The organism is Dactylosporangium sp. CA-233914 (assembly GCF_050942935.1).
Classification (GTDB): domain Bacteria; phylum Actinomycetota; class Actinomycetes; order Mycobacteriales; family Micromonosporaceae; genus Dactylosporangium.
In genome coordinates this window covers 6,974,014-6,997,793 of record NZ_CP192030.1, presented here as the reverse complement: position 1 = coordinate 6,997,793, position 23,780 = coordinate 6,974,014, and the positions used below count along the sequence as shown (strand labels likewise).

The following is a 23,780-nucleotide window of genomic DNA, read 5'->3' as shown; positions in this document are numbered from 1 at the left end:
GGAGCGGACCACGCTGTCCGCTCCCCGCCAGCACCCGCGCAGGAGTCAGCGCAGCAGGGTCAGCACGTTCTGGGGCGCCTGGTTGGCCTGGGCCAGCATGCTGGTGCCGGCCTGGGTCAGGATCTGCGAGCGGGTGTACGACACCATCTCCTGCGCCATGTCGGTGTCGCGGATCCGTGACTCCGACGCGGAGAGGTTCTCCACGGCGACGTTGAGGTTGTTGATGGTGTGCTCGAAGCGGTTCTGGTACGCACCGAGCGTGGCCCGGGCGGTGGAGACGCCCTTGATGGCGGTGTCGATCGCGGAGATCGCGGCGGTACCGGACGTCGTGAGGTCCAGCGAGCCGAGGCCGAGGCCGGTGGAGTCGAACCCGGACAGGCCCGAGCCGCTGCCGAACGCGGACGTGCCGAGGCTGACCGTGATCTGGTCCGAGGACGAGCCGTTGGCGCCGACCTGGAACGTACCGGTGTAGGCGGTGGTGCTGGACAGCAGTTGCTGGCCGCCGAAGCTGGTGGTCGAGGCGATCCGGTCCAGTTCCTGGCTGAGCTGGTCGAACTCGGTCTGGGCGGCGGAGCGGGCGTCGGAGTCCTGCGAGCCGGTCGAGGAGGCCTGCACCGACAGGTGGCGCATGCGCTGCAGGATCGAGTGCGTCTCGGTGAGCGCACCTTCAGCGGTCTGGACGACCGAGATGCCGTCCTGGGCGTTGCGCACGGCGACCTTGAGGCCGCCGATCTGTGAGCGCAGGCCCTCGGAGATGGACAGTCCGGCCGCGTCGTCGGCGGCGCGGTTGATCCGGTAGCCGGAGGAGAGCTTCTCCAGCGACTTGCTCATCTGGGTGTCGGTGATGGACAGGTTCCGGTAGGCGTTCTGGGCGGCGATGTTGTTGTTGATGCGAAGACCCATGCTGGCTCCTCCGTGAATGCGGGTCGTGCTGCGCGGGACCGTCCCTGGCCGCGGCTGCCCGTGCCATCGCCCGGCCGGGCCGGGGCCTGAGCGAACCCCGCCGGAACGGGCCGATCGGATGACAAGCCGGGACCCGGCCGCCGCGCGGTCCGCGCGGTGCATGATGGTCCGATGTCCACGACCGTGTTCCGCACTGCCCGCCCCGAGGATGTGCCCGCCCTCGTCGACCTCGTCCAGTCCGCGTACCGCGGGGATCGCAGCCGCGCCGGCTGGACGACCGAGGCGGACCTGCTCGACGGGCAGCGCACCGACGCGGAGATGGTCCGGGCCGCTCTCACCGGGCCCGGCAACGTCGTGCTGGTCAGCGAGGCCGGCGGCGCGGTCGTGGCCTGCTGCCAGCTGGAGCGCCGCGACACGTACGCCTACTTCGGCATGTTCGCCGTCGACCCGGCCCGCCAGGGCGGCGGCTTCGGGGCGGCGCTGCTGGCCGAGGCCGAGCGCTACGCCGGCGACGAGTGGGCCGCGGCCGAGGTCCGCATGACCGTGATCGTGCAGCGCGAGGATCTCATCGCCTGGTACGTGCGGCACGGGTACACCCGCACGGGCGAGCTGGGCCCGTTCCCGTACGGTGACGAGCGCTTCGGCGTCCCGCGCCGCCCGGACCTGGCGTTCGAGACCCTCGTGAAGAAGGTCCGGTGACCGGCTGGGCGTGGGACGAGACGCTCTTCGCCGGCAGCGCCGAGCACTACGAGTCCGGCCGGGTCGCCTACCCGCCGGAGCTGGCGCACGCGATCCGCGACGAGCTCGGCCTCGACGGCACCGGAAGCCTGCTCGACCTCGGCTGCGGCCCCGGCTCGCTGACCCGCCTGCTGGCCCCGTACTTCGCCCGCGCCGTCGGCGCCGACGCCGACCCGGGCATGGTCGCGGCCGCCGCGCGTCTCGCGCCCGGCATCGAGTGGCACGTCCTGCGCGCCGAGGAGCTGCCGGCCGGCCTCGGCCAGTTCCGGGTCGTCTCGTTCGCCCAGTCGTTCCACTGGATGGACCAGCCCCTGGTCGCCGAGCGGGTCCGCGGCATGCTGACGCCGGACGGCGCCTGGGTGCACGTCGGCGCCCTGACCCACCGCGGCGTCCCCGGCGACGACGAGCTGCCCCTGCCCCGCCCGCCGTGGGACGCCGTCGAGGAGCTGATCAGGTCCTACCTCGGACCCGTCCGGCGGGCCGGTCGGGGCACGCTGCCGGAGGGGGCGAAGGGCGGCGAGGAGGACGTGATGCGCGCGGCGGGCTACCACGGCCCGGTCCGGCTCGTCCCGTGGCCCGGCGCGGTCGTGGAGCGCGACACGCAGGCGCTGGTCTCTTCCGTGTACTCCATGTCCTACGCGACCCCGAACCTCTTCGGCCCCCGCCGCCCCGCGTTCGAGTCCGACCTGCGCCGGCTCCTGGCCGCGGCCTCCCCGTCGGGCCGCTTCGCCGAACGCATCCGGCCGATGGAGGCCGTCATCTGGCGGCCGTGAGCGCCTCCCGCACCGTCTCGCCCAGGCTCGCGGCCGGCCGGCCCAGCAGGCGTTGCAGGTCCCCGGTCTGCCGCTCCATCTCGCCCTGCGCCACCAGACGGTGCAGATATCCCATCGGGCCCTCGGGCGCCTGTTCCCGGTACGCAACCGACAGCAGGTCCGCGAGCTCGGGGAACGTCCACAGCGGACCGGTCAGGTCGTAGGCGGTGTTCGCGTGGCCGTCGCCGGTCAGGACCGCGGCGGCGGCCCCGGCCAGGTCGCGGCGCGTCGCCGTGTTGAGGCCGCGTCCGGCGGTGCCGCTGGTCAGCTCGCCGGCCTCGACCGCCGCGCGCAGGCCCGGGTGCACGAACGCGTCGTGGTAGAAGGGGTTGCGCAGCATCGTGTACGGCACGCCGGCGGCCCGGATCGCGGCCTCCGTCGCGTGGTGCGCGACCGTCGCGCCGGGCCGGTCGGACTCGGCGCCGAGCAGGCTGGTGTAGACGAGCTGCTGGACCCCGGCCTTCACGGCGGCCTCGATCGCGTTGCGGTGCTGTCCGACCCGCCGCGCGGCGTCGAGCTCGGGGGAGGAGATCAGCAGCACCCGCCCGGCCCCGTCGAACGCGCTGATGAGGCTCTCGGGCTCGTCGTAGTCCCCGCGCCGCGCCGCGACCCCGAGGTCCTGCCGGGGATCGCGCACGACGGCGACGAGCCGGTCAGCGGGGACCAGCGCACGCAGACGTTCGATGACAAGCCGGCCGAGAGCGCCGGAGGCAGCGGTGACCGCGATAAGTTCCGTGTGCACGGGCCCAGGCTCACATACCCGTCAACGGGTTTTCCCCTGCACAGTGCCATGGCACGATCCCTTGCATGATTGTGTGGATCAACGGTGCGTTCGGTTCCGGCAAGACGACGACGGCGGGCCTGTTGACCAAGCGGTTGGACGAGGCGAAGCTCTTCGACCCCGAATACGTCGGGTACATGCTGAGGCCGTTCGTCGAGTCGCCGACCGGCGATTTCCAGGATCTCCCGCTGTGGCGGCACCTCGTGATCGAGACCATGGCGGGCCTGGCCCAGCAGTATCCGCACCCGTGGGTCGCGGCGATGAGCTTGACCAACGCGGCCTACCGGGCCGAGATCCTGGGTGGTCTTCGCAGTCGCGGTGTCGAGGTCTACGAGTTCGTCCTGGCCGTTGCCGAAGATCGGCTGCGGGCCCGGATCGATGCGGACGAGGCGGACGTGAAGGCGCGAGGATGGCGGCATGACCATGTCAGCCAGGCGTTGACCGCGTTCGCCGCGCTGACCGACGCCACGTTCGTCGATGCTTCGCTGCCTGCCGAGCAGGTAGCTGAGGTTGTGCTGGAGCAGCTGAGGCGATAGCTGTCCGGCTGCTTGCACATCGGCTGCGCTGAGCGCTGCTCACGCCCGTGCCTGTCGCAAGCGGGGGCCGGCCCGGTTGGCGGGAGCCGGCGGCCAGCGCTTGTTGCGCCATTGCTCCCGGGCGGGTGGGCGCGGTGCGGCGGCAGACCGGCGCCTTCGCGGAAAGATCGTCGGCGAGGGCTCAGCGGGAGCGGGCCCGAATCCAGGCGCGTGCCTGCGGAGTGCTGAACAGGGTCAACGCCACGAGCAGCGTGAGGATCAAGATCCAGGTGACCTCGCCGAGCAACGCGCTGGCGATCACGCCGCACACGATGATGCCCATCGCCGGCAGGTTGGCGCCGCCCCCGCCCGTGCCGATCCGTCGGCCGATGGCGATCAGGAGCAGCCCGATCAGTCCGGCGAGAACGGCCGTGGCGATGCCGGTCGGCTGCGGGTCGGTCAGGAGTCCCGTGAACGCCGCCGCTACCAGCAGCAACATCCCGCTGACCAGCGTAATCGCGGCGCCGACCTGTACCACGGCGGGCATTTTGGGCTCGGCGGACATCGGCACCGTCGCCGGCTCGGATGCGGTTGACATCGCAGCGGCGGGCGCGGCGGGTACGGGCGGCGTCGCGGACTCGCGCTCGGCCCGCACCGGCTCCTCGACCGGCCCGACCGTGGGCAGCGACTGCTCGGGCAGGTATACGCTGCCCTCCGCCACGACGATCTCAGGCTGCTCGATGACGATCGGTGGCTGGCCGAACGCCCGGTGCAGCAGCGTGGCGACGAGGGGCATCCGGCTGGCCCCGCCCACGAGGAAGACCCCGGCGAGCTGTCCGGGTGTCAGCTTGGTGAAGCGGACCAGTTCGGCGGTGAGCCGCACGGTCTGGTCGATCAGGTTGCGCGCCGCCGGCTCGAACTCCTCGCGGGCGATCAGGACCTCGACGCTGCCGATCGGCACGGTCACGCTGGCGGTGCGGGAGAGCCGTTCCTTCGCGCTGCGCGCCTCGTCCCGCACGGCGCGGGCGAGCCGCCACTGCTCCACGGTGGACGGATCGAGCAGCCGGCCGCGCTCCCCGGGCGGGACGGACCGGCTGATGATGTCGATCACGAGCTGATCGAAGTCGAGTCCACCGAGGTTGTCCCGGCCGTCCACGGCCAGCACGTCGAAGCCGCCGGGTGTGCGCCTGACCACGCTCGCGTCGAAGGTGCCGGCTCCGAGGTCGTAGACCACCACCGCGGATCCGACCGGCACTTCGTGGTTCAGCGCGGTGACGAAGTAGGTGGCCGCCGAGACCGGCTCGGGCACCATGCGGGGCTCGGGCAGCCCGGCCCCGAGTGCCGCGTCGGTGAGCGTCAACCGGCGGGTGGCGCCCCAGTTGGCCGGATAGGTGACGATCACCTCGGCCGGGACGTCGCCTACCGTGCGGGTCGCCTCGGCCCGCACGCGCGCCAGGACGGCCGTGAACAGGTCACGGATCGGATAGCCCTGATCGCCCAGCAGGACCTCGCCCTCGTCGATGCGACGCTTGGGGTTGGGCTCGAAGTTGGCCGGCACCAGCCGGGCGCTGTCGATCGCGTCCCGGCCGACGAGGAGCCCGCCGCCCGGATCGTGGCACACCGCCGACGGCAGCAGCGGCGAGCCGTCGAACACCAGCGGACGCACCCGCCCGTCGGGCCATCGAAGCACCGCGACCGTGTGCGAGGTGCCGAAGTCGATGCCGAGGCGTACTCCTGTCGCAGGCATGCCGACCAGTCTAGGCAGCCGATATCTGCCGGTACGCCACGGCTCGATCAGATGCGCGGCTGTCAGCGGCTGATGTGCCGGCGGCACCTCGGCCAGGTGCGCGGCGATCTCGCCATGCGTCGTCCACACTGGACAGTCGCCCCTGGCGCTTGCGTGCGCCCTGGCCTGGCCGGTGCGCGAAACCGATGACTGGCCGACGGCTGAGATGATCGATGGATGAGATGGCGCAGACCTGAACCGGCCGCCAAGTCGATGGTGATCTACCGGGGTGCCGACGGCGATCCGACCGTGGAGGCCCAGCTCGTCGGCAACGGCGATCTTCGGCTGTTGTCGATCCGCAGGTCCGGGGTCTGGGTGTTCAGCGACGTGGACACCATCGGCTGGTGGAACTGGCACACGGTCAGCCGCGCCGATCTGTCTCGCCTGGTCGGCGCGGGTGGCGACGTGCTCGAGGCCGTGCGAGTCGCCGTGGCGCCGGGCGCCGAGGACGAGACGGACGACGAGCAGCGGGTGGGCGGGATCTTCCGTCGGTTCGAGGCGTGGCTCATCGAGCGTGGCGTGCGGTTCACCCAGGACGCATACGACGAGCACGAGGCCTGAGCTGAGCCGCGCTCATCGTGGCTTCCTGGCCACGGCGCCGAGGACGGAGCGTTGCTCGGCCTCCGCCGGCTCGTTCGGGTCCGGGTGCCAGGCCGTGATCGGCACGATGCCGGGCTCGACCAGCTCCAGGTCGCCCAGGATCGCCGCCACCTGCTCGCGGGTGCGGGTGCGCACTGACGTCGGGGTGCGGTCGTAGAGCTTGGTGACCTGGTCGTGCTCGTGGCCGAGGTCCTCGACCGCGGTGAAGTGGGACAGGGCCACGTAGCTTCCGGGGGCCAGCGACGCGGTCAGCTCGCGGACGATGCCCGGCGGGCCGTCCTCGTCGCCGATGAAGTGCAGCACGGCGACCAGCAGGACGGCCACCGGGCGATCGAGGTCGAGCTGGGCACGGACGCGCTCGTCGGCGAGGATGGCGGCCGGGAGGCGCAGGTCGCCGCCGAGGGCGGCCGCGTTGGGATTGCCGGCCAGGATCGCCTGGCCGTGCGAGACGGCGACGTCGTCGACGTCGACATACACCACCCTGGCCTGCGGGTCGATCGCCTGCACGACCTCGTGCACGTTGCCGCGGGTCGGGATGCCCGAGCCGATGTCGAGGAACTGGCGCACGCCCCGCCCGGCCAGCCAGCGCACCACGCGGCCCAGGAACGCGCGGTTGGTGTGCGCGACCTGCAGGATGCCGGGCCAGGCCGCGATCAGCTGCTCGGCGAACTCGCGGTCGACGGCAAAGTTGTGGTAACCGCCCAGCCCGTAGTCGTAGACGCGGGCCGCGTTCGGAACGCTCACATCGACGCCCTCGGGCGCCCACTCCGGCAGGCTCACGCGACGAGCGTACCCGGCCCCGGAAAATATGACGGATTCATGGCAATCGGCGGGGGGACGGGTTCCCGACTACAGCGGGTGGCGCGTGATCCGTAACGTGGTGACGTGACCGAGCCAGTCGACACCGCCGAAGAACCCCGCATCGAGGGGCCACCGCCCGGGCTGTGGGCCAAGATGAAGGCCGACCCGGAGTATGCGCCGGAGCACCTCGCCATTGAGGCGGTCACGCGGCTCGGACCGAAGATGGCCGCCGAGCTGGCGAAGCTCAAGGGGCAGAACCCGGGTGCGCCGGCCGACGCGCTCGCGGACATGATCGTCTATCGGTACGTCAACCAGTCCCGCCTCTCCGGGGCGGTCGGCGGCGCCGTGCCGGTCGCGGGCGCCCTGCTCGACGTCGGGGTGCTGGCCTGGACGCAGGCGCGGATGGTGCTCATGCTCGCCGCCAACTACGGCGCCGACCCCGCGCACCCGGACCGGGCGGTGGACCTGCTGGTGCTGCAGGGCATCCACAAGTACACCCAGAGTGCCCGGACCGCGCTGGCCGTCGCCCGGGGCCGGGAGAGCATCGACGCGCTGATGCCCGCCGAGCGGCCCGAGGTGCACAAGGTCCTGGTGCGGCTCGGCCTGAAGCTGGCCAAGATGGCCGGCGTACGCGCGGTGAAGAAGATGGCCGCCAAGATCGTGCCCGGGCTCGGGATCATCCTCGGCGGCGTCACCAATGGTAACGCGACGCGCGCCCTCGGTGGCCGGGCGATCACGCTGTATCGCCGCCCGCCCATGGCCCCGCCCCACCACCTGCCGCAGGCTCAGCCGGTCCACCAATTGCCGCCGGCCCCGTGAGGCTGCCGGTCCGGTGAAGCCCGGCGGGCGGGGGCGTTTCGGCCACGATGAGGTGACGGGGCGCGGACCGGCCGGCTGGACGCTGCGGACGAAGCTGCTCGCCGCCGTGCTGGCGATGGTGACCGCGGCCCTGGCCGGCAGGCAGTACCTCATGATGAAGCGCATCGACGGCCAGGTCACCGACGCCGCCCGACTCACCCGGGCCCGCATCGACGACACCGGCCGGCTGGACGGCGCCCCGCGCCTGCTCGCCTGTTCGGGCTACCGGTCGGAGTCCGACATGTCGCGTGGCAGGGCCGCGCCGGCCTGTTCACCCCCGGGTTTCCAGCCCGGTTTCGGCATGTCGGGTGGCAGAGTCGCATCGGTCTACCCGCTTGTTCGGGTTCCCGGTCCGGGTTCGGCATGTCGGGCGGCTGGACCGTGCCGGCCCGCCCGCCCACGTCGCGTCCCCGGCACGTCAGGCGGCAGGTTCGTGCCGGGCCTGGCTGCCCTCCCGTCCCGGCCCGAGTCCCGACATGTCGGGCGCTCGGCGCCGCGACATGTCGGATTTTTCGGGAATTAGGGAAATGTCGATCCGTCAGGTGGTGCGGGTCGGGCGCGGGCTCGTCGGACGCTGGCCGTTGCCGCCGTTGCGCAGCAGCGACGCGTCGGTGACCTCGGTGGCCGTGGCGGTGTCGCCGGAGACCGTGCCGATGATGGTGACCGTGGCGCCGGTCTTGACGTCGTCGATCTTCGAGGCGCCGTTGTTGACCTTGGTGGTACTGCTCACCGTGTAGGTCGTGGCGTGGCCGTCCTCGCTCTTGGCCGTGATCGACGTGGTGCTGACGGTGGTCACGGTGCCTGACTGGAGGCGTTCGGTGACGTACTGGCCGTCGCTGCCGCGGATCACGAAGTCGCCGTGCAGGGCGCCGCCGAGCAGGTTGGTGCCGCCGCGTCCGAAGCCGCCACCCGCGAAGCCCTGACCGCCCTGGCCCCCAGGAAAGCCCTGGCCGCCCTGGCCCCCGGGGAAGCCCTGGCCGCCACCGCCCGGGAAACCGCCGCCAGGGCCGCGGCCGTTCTGCGTGGTGCCGCTGTTGCTGTCGCTGGCGGCCTGGGCGACCGCCATGCCGCCGCCGATGACGATGACGGCGGAGACGGCCGCGACGATGCCGAGCTTCAGCCGCGACGAGCTCAGCGCGGGCGGGGGAGCCGCGGCGGCCGGGGCCGGTGATGCGGTCGTGGCCCAGATGGGCGTCTGCTCCGGCGGTGACCCGCCGCCAAGGTAGGCCGGCCCGGCGGGCGCCGCGGAGTGGTCCGGCCCGGCCGGTGGCGCGGAGTGGTCCGGGTCCGGAGCCGGGGAAGCGGCCGCGGCCGGGGCCGGGTGGGCGGCGTCGTCGTAGGCTGGGCTCATCGCGGTACTCCTCCGGGAACAGGCCTGTCCAGACGACCGTGCACGCCGCGGCTGTGCCCGCAATCCCGTGGAGCTGGCAAGCACCTGTGAATCAAAGATCCGTTACCGTACGGCGATGCGCGAGATCGTCTCCCTGGCCCGCGACCTGATCCGGTTCGACACCACGAGCAGTGAGCGGGCCGCGGCCGAGTACGTGGCGGAGCGGCTCGCCGGAGCGGGCTTCGACCCGGTGTACCTGGAGCCGGAGCCCGGCCGCGGCAACGTGATCGTCCGGCTGGAGGGGGAGGACCCGGGCCGCGGGGCGCTGCTCGTTCACGGCCACCTCGACGTCGTGCCCGCCGACGCCGCGGACTGGTCCGTCCCGCCGTTCGAGGGCGAGATCCGCGACGGGTACCTCTGGGGCCGCGGCGCCATCGACATGAAGCACATGGTCGCCATGAGCCTCGCCGTCGCGACCCGGTTCAAGCGGGACGGGGTGAGACCACCGCGGGACGTCGTGTTCGCGTTCCTCGCCGACGAGGAGAACGGCGGCATCAACGGGGCCGGTTGGCTGGTCGAGCACCATCCGGAGCTGTTCGACGGGGTGACGGAGGCGATCAGCGAGGTCGGCGGCTTCTCGTACACCGTGCGCGACGGCGTGCGCGCCTACCTCGTCGAGACGGCCGAGAAGGGCGCCATGTGGCTGCGGCTCAAGGTCCGCGGCACGGCCGGCCACGGGTCGATGGTCCACACCGACAGCGCCGTGGCGAAGCTCGTCGCCGCGCTCACCCGCCTGGAGCGGCACCGGTTCCCGGTCACGCTCACCCCGCCGGTCCGCGAGTTTCTCGAGGGCGTCGCCGAGCTGACCGGCGTGCCGTTCGACCCGGACGACCCGGAGGCGGCCGTGGCGCGGCTCGGCTCGCTGTCGCGCATGATCGGGGCGACCCTGCGCGACACCGCGAACGCGACGATGCTGCGGGCGGGGGACACGCCCAACGTCGTACCGTGGGCCGCCGAGGCCACCGTGGACGGCCGGATGCTGCCGGGCCGGGAGCGGGCCTTCGAGCGGGAACTGGCCGCGGTCCTCGGGCCGGGCGTCGAGATGGACTTCGACACGCTGCCGCCGGTCCAGACCACCTTCGACGGGCGGCTCGTCGACGCGATGGCGGACGCGGTCGCGGCGGAGGACCCGGGGTCGCGCCTGCTGCCGTACATGCTCTCGGCCGGCACCGACGCGAAGTCCTTCCAGCGGCTCGGCATCCGCCACTTCGGCTTCGCCCCGCTGCGCCTGCCGCCGGAGCTCGACTTCACCGCCCTCTTCCACGGCGTCGACGAGCGCGTCACGCTCGACGGCCTCGAGTTCGGCGAGCGGGTCCTCGAACGGCTGCTGCGGACCTGCTAAACCCGGAACGACAGGCGCGTCGTGCCGATCATGATCTCGTCGCCGGGGTTGAGGACCACGGTGTCCACGCGGCGGCCGTTGACCACCGAGCCGTTGGCCGAGCCGAGGTCGGTCAGCACCGCCCGGTTGCCGTCGTACTCCACCCGGGCGTGCTGGCGGGACGCGCCGACGTCGGCCAGGCGCAGCGAGGCCTGCTCGCCGCGGCCGATGATCGTGGCGCCGTGGGTCAGGGGGTAGTTCTGGCCGTCCTCGGTGACCAGCCGCACGCCGGTGCCCTCGCCGGGGGCGACCTGGCCGCCGGTGTACACCTGGGCGGTCACCCGGAACAGGCCGGTGTCGAGGTCGTCGCCGCGGGTGATCTCCACGACGATGTCGCCGTAGACGGCCCAGCCCATCTCGCCGACATATTCGGCCTGGGAATGGGCGAGCTCCTGGGCCAGGGCGGCCGCGAACGGCGCCAGGCGGGAGTGGTCGGCGGGGGCCAGGGCGATCATGTACCGGTTGGGCACCAGGATCCGTCCGCCGGTCATCTGAGTCTGGTTCGCGTTGGCCTCGCCCTGCATGGCGTTGAGGATCTCGACCGGGTGCACGACGCCCTTGAACACCTTCGCGAAGGTGCCCTCGACCATGCCTTCCAGCCGCTTCTCGAACCGCTGCAGCGCGCCCAACTCGTCCCCCTCACGACCCTTCCACCAACACCGCACCGACTGTGTATCACGGTAACGAGGCCGTCGCAGTCGTGAGCGCGACGCGCGGGGTCGACGTGATCCACCTCATCGTCCGGGGCGCAGCGTGTACTCCCTGTGCACCGGCCGGGTCTGGCCCTGCTCGACGGCGAATCCTGAAAACCCGCTGAAACTGCAACCAACCGCCGTCCTGAATCCGTCTTCAGGGACGAAACACGGACGCCCACTTCGGGGGATATTGTGGCGCGCCGAGGGCCTGTCCTGTCTGGGAGTGGTATGGCGAAGAAGCTTGGGAAGAAAGGCCCGATATGGGCGCGATTGTCCCTTATTTTCGGGGCGTCACTGCTGCTCATCAGCGGGGGTGTGCTCGTCGGTGGCAATCTGTTGCTGAACCATTACAGCGACCAGATCACCCAGGACGGCGGCCTCGGCGACGCGGCGGCCGGCGCGACCATCGACGGGCCGATCAACCTGCTCCTTGTCGGCATCGACGAGCGCACCAACAACGTCGAGATGGGGGCCCGGGCCGACTCGATCATCGTGGCCCACATCCCGGCCTCACACGACGCGCTCTACCTGGTGTCGATCCCGCGGGACACCCGGGTGGGCATCCCGGCGTACCCGAGTTCCAAGTACAACGGCGGCACCGACAAGATCAACGCGGCGTTTCAGTTCGGCTACCAGAACAGCGGCGGCCGCAAGGGTGGCCTGGGACTGCTGGCCAATACGGTGAGCGCGCTGGCCGGCGGGCTGAAGTTCAACGGTGCCGCGATCGTGAACTTCGACGGGTTCAGCGGCCTGGTCAAGGCCCTCGGCGGCGTGCACATGTGTGTGGATGAGAAAGTGACGTCGATCCACACCGGCTGGAACACCAAGACCGGGGCGGAGGGTGTGCCGTACAACTTCAACGCCGACGGCATCCCGACCAGCCTCAAGCCGAACATGCGCCCGATGGTGTACGAGGTCGGCTGCCGCGACTTCGCCGCCTGGGAGGCCCTGGACTACGTGCGCCAGCGCGACAAGATGGCCAACAACGACGGTGACTACGGCCGGCAGCGCCACCAGCAGCAGTTCATCAAGGCCATGGCGAAGAAGGCCACGAGCGGGGGCGTCCTGGCCAACCCGATCAAGGTCAACGAGGTGCTGAATCAGGTCGGCAAGGCGGTGACGTTCTACAACAACGACGTGGACCTGGCCGACTGGATCTTCACCCTGAAGGGCATCGACCCCGACGGCATGGTCACGCTGCGCACGAACAACGGCCAGTTCAATTCCGAGACCATCAACGGCCAGTCGTTCGAGGTGCTGGACCAGACCGCAAAGGACCTGCTCAAGGCCTACTCGACGGACACCGTCGGCCAGTTCGTCGCCAGCCACCCGGAGATGATCAGCAACGACGCGTCGACCCCGGCGCAGGCGCCCTCCACCACCGGCCGCTGACCTCGCCGCACCACGACGGCCCCCGCCCCTGCACGGGCGGGGGCCGTCCGCGTTTGCGCCCCTCGCGACCAAATCCTGATTCCGTCTTGCCCAACGTGTCGGTGTGTCCGTTCAGGGAGTCCATGCGCTGGTCACGAAGCTCGCGTCCTGCGCGTGCTTCGCCTGTCCCGCACCACCCTGCCGGAGACGAACGACCGGCTGGCGCTCATGGTCGCCGGGCTCGACCAGGGCGAGCGGGCGCCCGACGTGCCGCTGCCCGGTGCTGCTCGGTTCCTCGGCGACCCTGGAGGCCGCGGCGGGCTGGGCCGGCCGCGTCGACCAGAGCCCCGGCGGCCGCGATCTGCTGGTCCGGCGGACGGCTACGTCGCCTGGTGCCGGCAGGCCCGGCCTGGAGTCGGGCTTCGCGTCGGCGCCCGTCGCGCTGCTGGCCTTCACCGTCACCAACGGCCGCATCGCGGCGCTGGCCGTCTACTCGCGGCGGTGGCGGGCCACGACGTCGGCCGGCCGGTGGCCGGGCCGCGTGCTGCTGAGTGGAGGGCGGTGGGGGGTGGGCGTCGTCTACTCGCGGCGGTAGCGGGCCACGATGTCGGCCGGTAGGGCGGCGGCCAGCTCGGCCAGGGACTCGATGACCGCGACCAGGCGCTCGGGCGGCAGCGGGGCGCCGGGGCGGGAGACCCAGATCAGGTCTCGGCCGGCGATGCGCCAGCCGATCAGGCCGCGGCGGCGGGTCAGGTCGAGAACACCGCCGGTGACGAGGGCGTCGGCGAAGTCCGGGTGCTCGGGCGGCGGGGCGCCGTCGAGCTCGGGCGGGTGCTGGAAGGCGAGGGCGGCCCACGGGGGGACCGGGCCGACGCGCCCCTCGGCGCACGGCTCGCCGTTGGCCGGGTCGGGGATCACGGCGGCCGGGGGCAGCTCGACCGGCAGGTGCAGGACGCAGACCGTGCGGGGGGCGCGGTCGGGCGCGCCGAGCACGGTCGTGTCGAACACCGTGAACGGCAGGCCGAGCGTGCCCGCCACCTCGTCGGACGGGTCCAGGTCAGCGGTGTGCCAGCGGCGCTCGATGTCGCCGGAGCCGGAGCGGGCGTAACGCCAGCCCCGCTCGGCGGCGAGTTGCGCCCGTGGGCTCTTGCGGTGTCGGCGCACGCACGAAGAGTAGTACCGCGACCGCGGATCCCGCTGTCCCGCGACCCAGGACCGGCGGCTCACCTCGCACCAGACCTCCTTGCCGCCGGCCGGGATCGGGTGCTCACGGAGCAGTACGGCATTCGGCAATGCCTCGACATCGGCACCGGCATCCCGGAAGAACGGGTGATATCGGGCCCGGAATGGGTATCGAGCCAGCTATGACTGACGAGAACGCCACGATGGGCACGACCGGCACGCCGGGAGGCGACGGGGCGTCGCGCATCGACGAAGAGGATATGCCCAACGGCTCGGCGCAGGGTATCCACACGCCGTACGGGCTGGGCGGCGAGGTCAACGACCCCGCCATGCCGTTCGACGAGAAGGTCGACTCGGAGGGCAAGATCCACCTGCCGCGCAACGCGGTGTAGCGGGGCGGACCCTCAGCCTCGCAGCTCGGCGTAGCGGCGCAGCAGCAGGCCCTCGCGCAGCGCCCACGGGCAGACGTCCAGGGCGCGCAGGTCCAGGGCCTCCATCACGGTCACCGCGGTGACCGCTCCGGCCAGCAGCTGCCGGGCGCGGGCCGCCGCGACGCCGGGTAGCTGCGCGCGCTGCCGCGGGCTCATCGCCGCCAGCCGCGGCACCCACCGGCGAAGCGCCCGCCGCTCGAGCCGCCGCGGGTCGCCGGTGAGCGCGGCCAGTTGCTTGAACGTCTTCGAGGTGCCGACGACGAGGTCAGGGCGCCGCCCGGCGGCGAGTTCCCGCGCGAGCGGGCGGACGGCGTCGCGCACGTGCCGCCGGACCCGCGCGACCGCGTCGCGGCCGGCCGGGTGCTCGGGCAGGAACCGGCGGGTCAGCAGGCCGGCGCCGAGCGGCAGCGACACCGCGAGGTCGGGTTCGTCGCCCGTCCCGGCCGCGACCTCCATCGACATGCCGCCGATGTCGAGCAGCCACAGCCCGCCCGGGCCGGCGTGGAGGCGGCGGACGGCCTCGTACGTCACCCGCGCCTCGTCCTCGCCGCTGAGCGAGCGCAGCTCCACCCCGGTCGCCTCGCGGACGCGGCGGCGGATCTCGGCGTTGTTGGTCGCGTCGCGGATCGTCGCGGTGGCGAGCGGGATCAGGTCGGTGGCCTCGTGCCGGCGGAACGCGTCCACCGTGCACGCCACCGCGTCCACGACCCGCCGCACACCGTCGGGGGACAGGGCACCGTCCGCGGTGACCTCCCCGGCGAGCAGGGTCGGGGCCTTCAGACGGTACACCGGCAGCGGTGGCTTGCGTGGACGCGCCCGCACGATCTGCAGGTGCGCCGAATTGGACCCGACGTCGAGCACGGCGAGCAGCACGGGCGCCTCCCCTCGGAACTTACCGTAGACGATGGAAGACGCCCGTTTACCCGCCCTGTCGGTTTCAAAACAGGTGTGAGCTTACCGCGCGGCCACTCCCGCCGGGGCCGGTGCGTAGCCGGCCGGGCGGGTCGTGAACGTGCCCCGGCCCTGCGTGCGGCTGCGCAGCCGGGTCGCGTAGCCGAAGAGCTCCACCAGCGGTACGGTCGCCGCGATCACGACCGTGCCGCCCCGGGCTGTGGTGCCGGTCACGTGGCCGCGGCGGGCCATGAGGTCGCCGAGCACGCCGCCGACCATGTCGTCGGGCACCGTGACGGTCGCCTCGGCCACCGGCTCCAGCAGCACCATCTCGGACTCGCGCAGGGCCTGCTGCAGCGCCTCCCGGCCGGCGAGCCGGAAGGCCAGCTCCGAAGAGTCCTTCTCGTGCATGCGGCCGTCGGTGAGCGTGACGCGTACGCCGGTGACCGGGTAGCCGGCAACCGGGCCGGACGCGAGCGCGTCGCGGCAGCCGGCCTCGACCGCCCGCACGTACTCCTTCGACACGTGCCCACCGACCACAGTGGACGAGAACCCGAACTCCTCACCCTCCACAGGGGACACGTCGATGGTCACGTGGGCGTAGAGGCCCGCCCCGCCGTCCTGCTTGACGTAGCGGTACAGCAGCCCGCTGACGCCCCGCACGAGGGTCTCCCGGTAGGCGACCTGCGGCCGGCCGACGGTCACCTCGAGGCCGTTCACCGTCTGCCGCATCTTCTCCACGGCCACCTCCAGGTGCAGCTCGCCCATGCCGCTGAGCACGGTCTGGCCGGTCTCGGCGTCGACCTGCACGCGCAGCGACGGGTCCTCCTCCACGAGGCGGGCCAGCGCCGTGGCGAGCCGGCCGGTGTCGGCGCGGCTGCGGGCCTCGATCGCCACCGAGACGACGGGCGCCGCGGTCGAAGGAGGCTCCAGCACCACCCGGTGCCGCGGGTCGCACAGCGTCTCGCCGGTGCGGGCCGACTTCAGCCCGATCACCGCGACGATGTCGCCCGCGACGGCCCGCGCCACGTCGGTGTGGCGGTCCGCCTGGACGTGCAGGATGCGCGAGACGCGCTCGGACTGATCCGCATTCGGCTCGTACACCTCCATGCCCTTGCTCAGCGTCCCGGAGTAGACGCGGATGAACGTCAGCCGCCCGGTCGCGGCCGCGTGGACCTTGAACACCAGGGCCGCGAACGGCGCCCCCGGGTCGGCCGGGACCGCCTTGTCCAGCGGCGACGGCAGGTACGCCACCACCGCGTCGAGCAGCTCCTCGATGCCCTTGTCGCGGTACGCGGAGCCGCACAGCACCACGACCCCGGTGCCGGCCAGGGTGATGTCGCGCAGCGCGGCGCGCAGGGTCTCGCGGCTCAGGGTGCCGGTCTCGACGTACTCCGAAAGCGCCCCCGAGTGCAGCTCGGCGACCTGCTCCACCAGCACCGTCCGCTCCGGCCGCGCCGACGGCCCGGTCAGATCCACCACGCCGGAGAAGCCGGACTCGACGCCGAGGGGCGCCTGCACCACCAGCGGCGTCACGCCCAGCCGCGACCGGATGGACGCCACCGCGGCGGTGATGTCCGCGCCGGCCCGGTCGAGCTTGTTGACGAACGCGATGCGCGGCACGCCGTGCCGGTCCGCCTGCCGCCACACCGACTCGCTCTGCGGCTCCACACCCGCGACGCCGTCGAACACGGCGACCGCGCCGTCGAGCACGCGCAGCGACCGCTCGACCTCGTCGGCGAAGTCGACGTGGCCGGGCGTGTCGATGAGGTTGATGCGATGGCCGTCCCAGTCGACGCTGACCGCGGCCGCGAAGATGGTGATGCCACGCTTGCGCTCCTGCGCGTCGAAGTCGGTGACGGTCGTGCCGTCGTGGACCTCGCCCTGCTTGTAGGTCGCGCCGGTGGCGAACAGGATCCGCTCGGTGGTCGTGGTCTTGCCCGCGTCCACGTGGGCCAGGATGCCGATGTTGCGGACGCGTTCCAGTTCGTTACGCACTGCTGCCCCTCTTGGGCTCGTCACTTCGGACAGGACAGCGCGATTCGTCCCGCGGGTGTTCTACCCGGGCGCGGGACGTCCCGGTGCCGCCGCGCGTGCGGGCACCGGGAGGAACGAAGACACGCGGATCACCTCGTGCTGCGAGCGGGGGACGACGACGGCGGTGCGATACTGCACGGCGGTCTCCTCCCACTCGGCGAACTGACTACGAAAACCCTAGCGCCGCGGTGCAACCCTTTATTCCATGCGGCTTCAGGTCATCGTGAGCACCGTCCGCCTCGGCGGCGCCGGGCACCGGGTGCTGCGCCCGGCCGGCCGCCCCGGCCGCGCCGCGCTGTTCGACACCGGCCGCGACGCCGAGAGCTTCGTCGACCGGCCCGCCGCGGCGGTGCTCGCCGCCGCGTGGGCCCTCGCCGGGCGCTCGCCTCGCTCGATGGTCTACGTGCCGCTGCGCGCCTGGGACCGCCCGCCCGCGCCCGAGTGGTGCGCGGCGGCGGAGGACCTGGATCTGGTACTGCTGCCCAGCGCTTTGCAGTTCCCGCCGTCGCGCTGGAAGGAGTTGCGGGCCCGGCTCGGCCGCGGCGTGCCGCACACCGTGACGCTGCCCGGCACCGGCCTGCCGGACGCCGAGGCCGTCGACCGGTCACAGCCCTGGCGCCACGCCGGGCTGCGGTTCACCGTCGCGGCGCGCACCCTGTTCGTGACCGGGCGGCCTTACGAGCTCCAGCGGGCCGGGCACGAGTTGCCCGGCCTGATCCACGGCCGCACCGACGAGCACACGTGCGCGGAGGTGTTCGCCACCGGTGGGGACGGGCCGCAGCGCCTGCACATCGAGCTCACGGGTGTGGCTCGGGACACGTGAGCGGACCGGCACCGTGCTCCCGACTACACTTCGCGGGTGCCCCGTGCCCTGGTCGTCGGCAACACCGACGGGATCGGACTCGCGCTCACCCGCCGCCTGCTCGCCGACGGCTGGAGCGTCGTCGGCGTCTCCCGCCGCCCGGCCGAGCTCACCGGGGACACCTACGAGCACCGCGTCGCCGACGTCGCCGCGCCCGGCTACCCGGCGGCGCTTTCCGGGCTCGGGCCGCTCGACCTGTGCGTGTACTGTGCCGGCGTCGGCGAGCTGTTCGACCCGGGCCGGCTCGGGGACCAGAGCGACGCGATCCGGGTCAACCTGATCGGCGCCGCGCTGACCGCCGAGGCCGTGCTGCCCGGCATGCTCGCCGCCGGCGCCGGGCACCTCATCGGCCTGTCCAGCCTCGCCGACGTGCTCATCTCGCCGGAGGCGCCCGGATACGCGGCGTCCAAGGCGGGTCTGAGCTCGTACCTGCTGGGGCTGTCCAAGGCGCTGCGGCCGCACGGCGTCGCGGTGAGCACCGTGCGGTTCGGCTTCGTGGACACCAAGATGGCCAAGGGCGCGGCGACGCCGATGAAGATCGGGGTGGACGACGCCGTCGAGGTGCTCATGCGCTGCGTGCGCCGCCGCCCGGCGGTGGTGTCGTACCCGCGCCGCATGTCCCTGGCCGCCCGCACCCTGCGCGCCGTCACGCGCCTGTCGCTGCTCAGCCCGCCGCCGCGCGGAACCTGACCCGATTGTCCTTCGTGGACACCCGCACGTCGGTGAACCCGGCTCGCTCCAGCCGGGCCGGCACCGTGGCGGGGTCCAGCGGCACCATGACGTCGGCGATGTGCAGCAGCCGGAACCGCGGCGTCGGCAGGGAGTCGCTGCCGGCGAACACCCCGCCCGGCGCGCCTCGGCGAAGAGCCGGTCCTGGATCTGCGCCGACGGCACGTGGTGCAGCATCGTGAAGCACACCACCGAGTCGAAGGCGCCGTCCGGCAACGGCATCGCGGCGCCGTCGCCCTCGACGACCGTGACGTTGCCGGGCACGTTCTGCGGCAGGCGCGCCGCCAGCTTCGGGTTGACCTCGGCCACGGTCATCGCGCCGATGTCGCGGGCGAGTACCCGCGTCGTCGCCCCGAAGCCGGGCCCGATCTCCAGCACGTTGTCGCCGAGCGGCACGTCCGCGAGCGCCCATGGCAGCAGCCGGTGCTCGACCGTCTCGAACCACTTCGCCGACTTGCACAGCCGGTTGTGCAGCACGTTCATGCCGCTACCCTTCAGCGCGCTGGAGGGAGGTAGTCCCGCCTTGCGGTGGGACGGTTCCGGGCTGAGCGCCGGCGCTGATGCGTGCGGCGAATGGTAGGAAGAACGCCCCTGAAAGAAGCCTGAACGCACTTTCGGCGTGTCCGATCAATCCGATTTAGACAAACTCCGACATGCTGTAGGTATGCGATTCGCAACAATGCTGCTCGCCGCCGCCCTGCCCGTGCTCGCCGCGCCGGTGGCCCCGGCCGCCCCGACGCCCCGCCCCGACCATGTCGTCGTCGTGGTCATGGAGAACAAGCGGTACGACGCCGTCGTCGGCCATCCGAAGACGCCGTACATCTCCTCACTCGCCAGGCAGGGCGCCAACTTCGTCAACGCCTACGGCGAGACCCACCCGAGTCAGCCCAACTACCTGGCGCTGTTCTCCGGCTCGACCCAGGGCGTGACCGACAACAAGTGCATCCGCCGCACCTTCGACACCCCGAACCTCGGCCGCCAGTTGCTCGACGCCGGCCTGACCTTCACCGGCTACGCCGAGGCGCTGCCGTCCGTTGGTGACGCGGGCTGCTCCAGCGGTACCTATGTGCGCCGCCACAACCCCTGGGTCGACTTCGCCAGCGTCCCGCCCGGCTCGAACCGTCCGCTGACCGGCCTGCCGTCGAGCTGGGACCGCCTGCCCACAGTTGCGTTCGTCGTGCCCGACCTGTGTCACGACATGCACGACTGCCCGAAAGGTGACGCCGACGCCTGGCTCCGCCACACGCTCGGGTCCTACGTCGACTGGGCCGAGACCCACAACAGCCTGCTGATCCTCACGTTCGACGAGGATGACCGCACCGACGGCAACCACATCCCGACCGTGGTCGTCGGCGCCGGCGTGCGGCCGGGGGACCGCACTGAGCGGATCGACCATTACACGATCCTGCGCACCATCGAGGACCTGTACGGCCTCCCGCCGCTCGGTGCGGCCGCGCAGGCGACGCCACTCAAGGTTCTTTCAGGAATGGCTGGGTAATGTTCCATCGAACAGTACCTACAACGTGTCGGAGGATGGTTTCCGCCGTGTATTTCGCCGGACCGCTCGTCGTCGCGATCCTGATGGTGTTCCTGAGGTGGACCGGGCGCAGCGACCGGCTGCTGGCCGTCGGGTTCGGTGTGCTCAGTGCTATCCCGGCGTCGGCGGCGGCCTGGGTCGCGGCTCGCGGATGGCCGGAGCTGTTCGAGGCGGTCGCCTCGCTCGCCGGCGTTGCGGGTACCGCAGTCCTGATCCTGTGGATGCGCCGGACCGGGCGGACGTTGCGCGGCGAGCCCACCGGCCGGCTCGAGGACGCGCTGGGCGTCAGCGGCTGGGCGGTGGCCGCGATCGCCTTCCTCGCCGCTCTGAGCACGGGGGCGAGCGTGACGTCCGTCATCGGCGCGGTCACTGCGGTCGGACTCGGCTGGGCCGCTTCGACTGCCACCGCCGGGACCGATCTCCGCCGCTTCCTGACCTGGAGCGGCGCACTGCTCATACCGGTGGCGGCGGGCCTGCTGACACACGGCGTGCACGGGCTGCAGCACGCGGGCGCGCTGCCTGGCGCCGACCGCGTCGCGTTCGACCTCGGCGCCGACCCGGCCTCATGGTACGCGACCCTCCTGGCCGGCACCGTCGGCCTGACCACGCGCTCGACCGTGCTCGAGGCCGGCGCATGGCTCGCGTTCGCGATGGTCATGACGGCGGTGTACTTCCGGCCCGCGCACGCCGCACCGCGGCCGCGCGCGCATGCCGTCGTCGTGCTCGCCGCGGTCGCGGTGCTCGCCTCGGCCTGCGGTGCAGCGGCCCCGGCTGCTGACACCGGGGTTATCGCCGTCACGGCCACCGACACGGAATGCCGGCTCAGCGCCGACCACGCCACCGCCGGTCCGCGGGTCTTCGACGTGCGCAACCAGGGCGCCAAGGTCACCGAGTTCTACGTGTACGCGGCCGGCGACCGCATCGTCGGCGAGGTCGAGAACATCGCGCCGGGCGTCAGCCGCACCCTGCACGTCGACCTGCCCGCCGGCACCTACACAACCTCGTGTCGGCCCGGCATGACGGGCGCCGGCGTCCGCGGCGCGTTCACCGTCACGGGCTCCGGCAGCGGTACCTCCAGTGCCCCCTCGGCCGACCCTGCGCTCGCGGCGGCGGCCGCAACCTACCAGGACTACGTGCGCCAGCAGGCCGCCGCATTCGTGGACCGGACCACCGCGTTCGTCGCCGCCGTGAATGCCGGCGACCGGGCCAAGGCGCAGGCGCTGTACGCACCGGCCCGGTCGCCGTACGAGCGGATCGAGACCGTCGCGGAGAGCTTCGGCGACCTCGACCCGAAGATCGACGCCCGCGACGGGGACCTCGACCCCGGCGTCGAGTGGACCGGGTACCACCGCATCGAGCAGCAGCTGTGGAACGGCGGCGACCTGGCCGCCGTCGCCGGCGTCGCGGACCAGCTGCTCGCCGACGTCACCGAGCTGCGCACCCGCCTCAACGGCGTCACGCTCACCGCACTGGAGATCGCCAACGGGGCCAAGAGCCTCCTCGACGAGGTGGCGACGAAGAAGGTCACCGGCGAGGAGGACCGCTACTCGCACACCGATCTGTGGGACTTCGCCGCCAACGTCGAGGGCTGCCGGGCCGCGATCGCCGCGCTCAAGCCCGCCTACGACGCCCACCTCGACGACCGGTTCGCCGCGGTGGACACCGAGCTCGCGCAGTACCGGCAGGGCGGGGGCTTCGTGCGGTACGACACCCTGCAGCCGACCCAGGTCCAGCGTCTCGCGGCCGTCGTCAACGCGCTCGCCGAACCGGTCAGCGCCGTCCCCGCTGCCGTCGCCCGCCGATAACAGATTGGTCCCCTCGTGCATCTTCTGGATCCGCAGTACCTCATCTCGACGTTCGGCCTGATCGGCATCCTCGCGATCGTGTTCGCCGAGTCCGGCCTGCTGATCGGGTTCTTCCTGCCCGGTGACTCGCTGCTGTTCACGACCGGCCTGCTGGTCGCCTCCGGCACGTACCTGCACCAGCCGCTGTGGTTGGTGTGCCTGCTCGTGTCGGTCGCGGCGATCGCCGGGGATCAGGTGGGCTACATCTTCGGCCGCCGCGTCGGCCCGGCCCTGTTCCGCCGCCCGGACGCGCGGCTGTTCAAGCAGTCCAACCTGACCAAAGCGCAGGAGTTCTTCGACAAGTACGGGGCGCGCTCGATCGTCCTCGCGCGCTTCGTGCCGATCGTTCGCACGTTCACCCCGATCGTGGCGGGCGCGAGCCGCATGCACTACCGAACGTTCGTGCTCTACAACGTGATCGGCGGCGTCCTGTGGTCCTGCGGGGTGACGATCCTCGGCTACTTCCTGGGCCAGATCGCCCTCGTGCGCAACAACATCGAGCTGATCCTCATCGGCATCGTCGTGCTGTCCGTCGTCCCGATCGCGGTCGAGCTGCTGCGCGCCCGCGCTCGCTCACGGGCGTAGTAGCCGGGGCGGGCGGCAGATGAGGCTCAGCGCGGGCGGTGCGCTGTGCCAGACGCCCCGGCTGGTGATGAATTCGTCGAACGACTCGTGCTGAGCTTGCCGCGGGCCGCGGCATAACCGTCTCGTAGCGGTAGCCCCGGCCGCGGACCGTCGTGATCCGGGCCGTGTCCTCGCCGGCCTCGACCAGTTTGAGCCGCAGCACGCCGACGCGGACATCGAGCGTCTTCGTCGGGCCGAACCAGTTCTGGAACGCATTCGCGTAGTTGTCGTCAACCGTTTCGCCCAACGGCTGGACCGGTATTGCGGTGCGGTGATCCGGCTATTGGCACAGTTTTTATTTTTCCGCCGTAGTGGTCGGATCTACGCCGGTGCCGAGAACTCGCCGGACGAGATCTGGTCCTTGCGGGAGACCGTCAGGTGCCCCACCAGCGGTGCCGAGGGCGAAGGTTGGCGAGGATCGCGGCCCAATCGTCACAACCGCCCGCTGAAAGCCGGGCGCGGGGCCGAGCCAGCGCGGGCTCAGACTCGCCTGCCTGGCGTGCGCCCATGCTCGATCGCCTGATGGAAGTCCGACGGCTGCTGACATCGCGCACGATCGCGTATCTGGTCCAAGGCTGGGCGGCCGCCTGGTTCGGCATCATGGCCGTCGGCGGCGGCTCGTCGTGGCACTTCTTCCTGCAGGGTGCTGCTGCGCTGGCGAATGCCGACGATCCGGTGCGCGGCGGGCTGCACATGTACGCTGCCCGCGCAGATCCGGCAGATCGGGCCGCTGGCCTTCCTCGCCCTGCTGCCCGCCGGTGGCGTGGCGGCGCTCGTCGGCTGGCAGATTCCCGGACCCCGGCGTGGGACCGCCGGGCGCAGCTCGCGCTCGCACTGTCGCTCGGCGCATTGCCGTGTGGCGCGGCCGGTGGGCGGCGATCCCGCTGCTGACCGTCGCCTCCCGACTGGTGCTGGAGCCCGGCGGCAACAAGTACTACATCGCCGGCGTCGTGGTGGCCACCGTCATCTGAGACTACGCCGACGCCCGGACCTTCCTGCCGTGGTGGAGGAT

26 protein-coding genes and 1 pseudogene are annotated in these 23,780 nt (G+C 72.0%); 15 read left to right on the top strand and 12 right to left on the bottom strand.

Going from position 1 to position 23,780, the window contains the following annotated elements:
* Nucleotides 1–45 precede the first annotated feature (45 nt).
* On the bottom strand, nucleotides 46–903 hold the full coding sequence (locus ACQPY0_RS31375; RefSeq protein ID WP_432968398.1) for a flagellin: 858 nt from the start codon (nucleotides 901–903) through the stop codon (nucleotides 46–48).
* 171 nt (nucleotides 904–1,074) lie between these two features.
* Here ACQPY0_RS31375 and ACQPY0_RS31370 point away from each other — a divergent pair, with 171 nt between their 5' ends.
* On the top strand, nucleotides 1,075–1,602 hold the full coding sequence (locus ACQPY0_RS31370; RefSeq protein ID WP_432968395.1) for a GNAT family N-acetyltransferase: 528 nt from the start codon (nucleotides 1,075–1,077) through the stop codon (nucleotides 1,600–1,602).
* Nucleotides 1,599–2,414 carry a class I SAM-dependent methyltransferase gene (locus tag ACQPY0_RS31365; RefSeq protein ID WP_432968392.1) on the top strand — a complete coding sequence of 272 codons (816 nt, stop codon included), beginning with the start codon at nucleotides 1,599–1,601 and terminating at the stop codon, nucleotides 2,412–2,414. Before ACQPY0_RS31370 ends, ACQPY0_RS31365 begins: the two co-directional genes overlap by 4 nt.
* Here the strand turns inward: ACQPY0_RS31365 and ACQPY0_RS31360 are convergent.
* Nucleotides 2,398–3,195 (bottom strand): NAD(P)H-binding protein, encoded by a 798-nt coding sequence (locus ACQPY0_RS31360; RefSeq protein WP_432968389.1) that lies wholly within the window; start codon nucleotides 3,193–3,195, stop codon nucleotides 2,398–2,400. The genes ACQPY0_RS31365 and ACQPY0_RS31360 overlap by 17 nt on opposite strands.
* A 65-nt stretch (nucleotides 3,196–3,260) precedes the next feature.
* Here ACQPY0_RS31360 and ACQPY0_RS31355 point away from each other — a divergent pair, with 65 nt between their 5' ends.
* Nucleotides 3,261–3,770 carry an AAA family ATPase gene (locus ACQPY0_RS31355; RefSeq protein WP_432968386.1) on the top strand — a complete coding sequence of 170 codons (510 nt, stop codon included), beginning with the start codon at nucleotides 3,261–3,263 and terminating at the stop codon, nucleotides 3,768–3,770.
* Nucleotides 3,771–3,951: 181 nt separating this feature from the next.
* Here the strand turns inward: ACQPY0_RS31355 and ACQPY0_RS31350 are convergent, their stop codons facing one another.
* On the bottom strand, nucleotides 3,952–5,496 hold the full coding sequence (locus tag ACQPY0_RS31350; RefSeq protein WP_432968383.1) for an Hsp70 family protein: 1,545 nt from the start codon (nucleotides 5,494–5,496) through the stop codon (nucleotides 3,952–3,954).
* A 216-nt stretch (nucleotides 5,497–5,712) separates the two neighbouring features.
* On the opposite strand from ACQPY0_RS31350, the gene ACQPY0_RS31345 reads away from it, so the two are divergent.
* Complete coding sequence (locus tag ACQPY0_RS31345) at nucleotides 5,713–6,096, top strand: hypothetical protein (RefSeq protein WP_432968380.1); 384 nt, start codon at nucleotides 5,713–5,715, stop codon at nucleotides 6,094–6,096.
* A 12-nt stretch (nucleotides 6,097–6,108) separates the two neighbouring features.
* On the opposite strand, the gene ACQPY0_RS31340 is transcribed toward ACQPY0_RS31345, so the two are convergent.
* Nucleotides 6,109–6,915, bottom strand: coding sequence for an SAM-dependent methyltransferase (locus ACQPY0_RS31340; protein WP_432968377.1), 807 nt, complete (start codon nucleotides 6,913–6,915; stop codon nucleotides 6,109–6,111).
* A gap of 105 nt (nucleotides 6,916–7,020) precedes the next feature.
* Here ACQPY0_RS31340 and ACQPY0_RS31335 point away from each other — a divergent pair, with 105 nt between their 5' ends.
* Entirely contained in the window at nucleotides 7,021–7,755 is a 735-nt protein-coding gene (locus tag ACQPY0_RS31335) for an EcsC family protein (RefSeq protein ID WP_432968374.1), read from the top strand.
* A gap of 577 nt (nucleotides 7,756–8,332) precedes the next feature.
* Here the strand turns inward: ACQPY0_RS31335 and ACQPY0_RS31330 are convergent.
* On the bottom strand, nucleotides 8,333–9,145 hold the full coding sequence (locus tag ACQPY0_RS31330) for a hypothetical protein (RefSeq protein WP_432968371.1): 813 nt from the start codon (nucleotides 9,143–9,145) through the stop codon (nucleotides 8,333–8,335).
* Nucleotides 9,146–9,260: 115 nt separating this feature from the next.
* On the opposite strand from ACQPY0_RS31330, the gene ACQPY0_RS31325 reads away from it, so the two are divergent.
* A complete protein-coding gene (locus ACQPY0_RS31325) occupies nucleotides 9,261–10,526 on the top strand; it encodes a M20/M25/M40 family metallo-hydrolase (RefSeq protein WP_432968368.1) in 1,266 nt (421 codons plus the stop codon).
* On the opposite strand, the gene ACQPY0_RS31320 is transcribed toward ACQPY0_RS31325, so the two are convergent.
* The gene (locus ACQPY0_RS31320) at nucleotides 10,523–11,194 is read right to left on the bottom strand and encodes an FhaA domain-containing protein (protein WP_432968365.1); all 672 of its coding nucleotides are present in this window, start codon (nucleotides 11,192–11,194) and stop codon (nucleotides 10,523–10,525) included. The two genes, ACQPY0_RS31325 and ACQPY0_RS31320, sit on opposite strands and share 4 nt — an antisense overlap.
* Before the next feature lie 336 nt (nucleotides 11,195–11,530).
* Here ACQPY0_RS31320 and ACQPY0_RS31315 point away from each other — a divergent pair, with 336 nt between their 5' ends.
* Entirely contained in the window at nucleotides 11,531–12,652 is a 1,122-nt protein-coding gene (locus ACQPY0_RS31315) for an LCP family protein (protein ID WP_432968362.1), read from the top strand.
* Between the two features lie 259 nt (nucleotides 12,653–12,911).
* A complete protein-coding gene (locus ACQPY0_RS31310; RefSeq protein WP_432968359.1) occupies nucleotides 12,912–13,226 on the top strand; it encodes a hypothetical protein in 315 nt (104 codons plus the stop codon).
* On the opposite strand, the gene ACQPY0_RS31305 is transcribed toward ACQPY0_RS31310, so the two are convergent.
* The gene (locus ACQPY0_RS31305; protein WP_432968357.1) at nucleotides 13,211–13,795 is read right to left on the bottom strand and encodes a hypothetical protein; all 585 of its coding nucleotides are present in this window, start codon (nucleotides 13,793–13,795) and stop codon (nucleotides 13,211–13,213) included. The genes ACQPY0_RS31310 and ACQPY0_RS31305 overlap by 16 nt on opposite strands.
* A gap of 200 nt (nucleotides 13,796–13,995) precedes the next feature.
* On the opposite strand from ACQPY0_RS31305, the gene ACQPY0_RS31300 reads away from it, so the two are divergent.
* A complete protein-coding gene (locus ACQPY0_RS31300; protein ID WP_432968354.1) occupies nucleotides 13,996–14,205 on the top strand; it encodes a hypothetical protein in 210 nt (69 codons plus the stop codon).
* Nucleotides 14,206–14,217: 12 nt separating this feature from the next.
* Here the strand turns inward: ACQPY0_RS31300 and ACQPY0_RS31295 are convergent, their stop codons facing one another.
* Nucleotides 14,218–15,117, bottom strand: coding sequence for a Ppx/GppA phosphatase family protein (locus ACQPY0_RS31295; RefSeq protein WP_432968351.1), 900 nt, complete (start codon nucleotides 15,115–15,117; stop codon nucleotides 14,218–14,220).
* 81 nt (nucleotides 15,118–15,198) lie between these two features.
* Nucleotides 15,199–17,133 carry an elongation factor G gene (locus ACQPY0_RS31290; RefSeq protein ID WP_432968348.1) on the bottom strand — a complete coding sequence of 645 codons (1,935 nt, stop codon included), beginning with the start codon at nucleotides 17,131–17,133 and terminating at the stop codon, nucleotides 15,199–15,201.
* 244 nt (nucleotides 17,134–17,377) lie between these two features.
* On the opposite strand from ACQPY0_RS31290, the gene ACQPY0_RS31285 reads away from it, so the two are divergent.
* Complete coding sequence (locus tag ACQPY0_RS31285) at nucleotides 17,378–17,995, top strand: hypothetical protein (RefSeq protein ID WP_432968345.1); 618 nt, start codon at nucleotides 17,378–17,380, stop codon at nucleotides 17,993–17,995.
* A 36-nt stretch (nucleotides 17,996–18,031) separates the two neighbouring features.
* Complete coding sequence (locus ACQPY0_RS31280; RefSeq protein ID WP_432968342.1) at nucleotides 18,032–18,724, top strand: SDR family NAD(P)-dependent oxidoreductase; 693 nt, start codon at nucleotides 18,032–18,034, stop codon at nucleotides 18,722–18,724.
* On the opposite strand, the gene ACQPY0_RS31275 is transcribed toward ACQPY0_RS31280, so the two are convergent.
* A complete protein-coding gene (locus ACQPY0_RS31275; protein ID WP_432968339.1) occupies nucleotides 18,699–18,875 on the bottom strand; it encodes a hypothetical protein in 177 nt (58 codons plus the stop codon). The genes ACQPY0_RS31280 and ACQPY0_RS31275 overlap by 26 nt on opposite strands.
* A gap of 65 nt (nucleotides 18,876–18,940) precedes the next feature.
* Nucleotides 18,941–19,246, bottom strand: a pseudogene (locus ACQPY0_RS31270) (methyltransferase domain-containing protein); the annotation flags it as partial.
* A gap of 181 nt (nucleotides 19,247–19,427) precedes the next feature.
* Here ACQPY0_RS31270 and ACQPY0_RS31265 point away from each other — a divergent pair.
* From ACQPY0_RS31265 to ACQPY0_RS31255, 3 genes are read left to right on the top strand one after another with little or no spacing between them, the layout of a single operon-like run.
* Entirely contained in the window at nucleotides 19,428–20,261 is an 834-nt protein-coding gene (locus tag ACQPY0_RS31265) for an alkaline phosphatase family protein (protein WP_432968336.1), read from the top strand.
* Nucleotides 20,262–20,296: 35 nt separating this feature from the next.
* Nucleotides 20,297–22,105: an iron uptake system protein EfeO gene (gene efeO / locus ACQPY0_RS31260; protein WP_432968333.1), complete on the top strand. Its 1,809-nt coding sequence runs from the start codon at nucleotides 20,297–20,299 to the stop codon at nucleotides 22,103–22,105.
* Between the two features lie 15 nt (nucleotides 22,106–22,120).
* Complete coding sequence (locus ACQPY0_RS31255) at nucleotides 22,121–22,729, top strand: DedA family protein (RefSeq protein ID WP_432968330.1); 609 nt, start codon at nucleotides 22,121–22,123, stop codon at nucleotides 22,727–22,729.
* Here the strand turns inward: ACQPY0_RS31255 and ACQPY0_RS31250 are convergent.
* A complete protein-coding gene (locus ACQPY0_RS31250) occupies nucleotides 22,653–22,931 on the bottom strand; it encodes a hypothetical protein (RefSeq protein ID WP_432995452.1) in 279 nt (92 codons plus the stop codon). The genes ACQPY0_RS31255 and ACQPY0_RS31250 overlap by 77 nt on opposite strands.
* Before the next feature lie 344 nt (nucleotides 22,932–23,275).
* Between ACQPY0_RS31250 and ACQPY0_RS31245 the strand changes: the two genes are divergently transcribed.
* The gene (locus ACQPY0_RS31245; RefSeq protein WP_432968327.1) at nucleotides 23,276–23,659 is read left to right on the top strand and encodes a hypothetical protein; all 384 of its coding nucleotides are present in this window, start codon (nucleotides 23,276–23,278) and stop codon (nucleotides 23,657–23,659) included.
* Nucleotides 23,660–23,780: the final 121 nt, after the last annotated feature.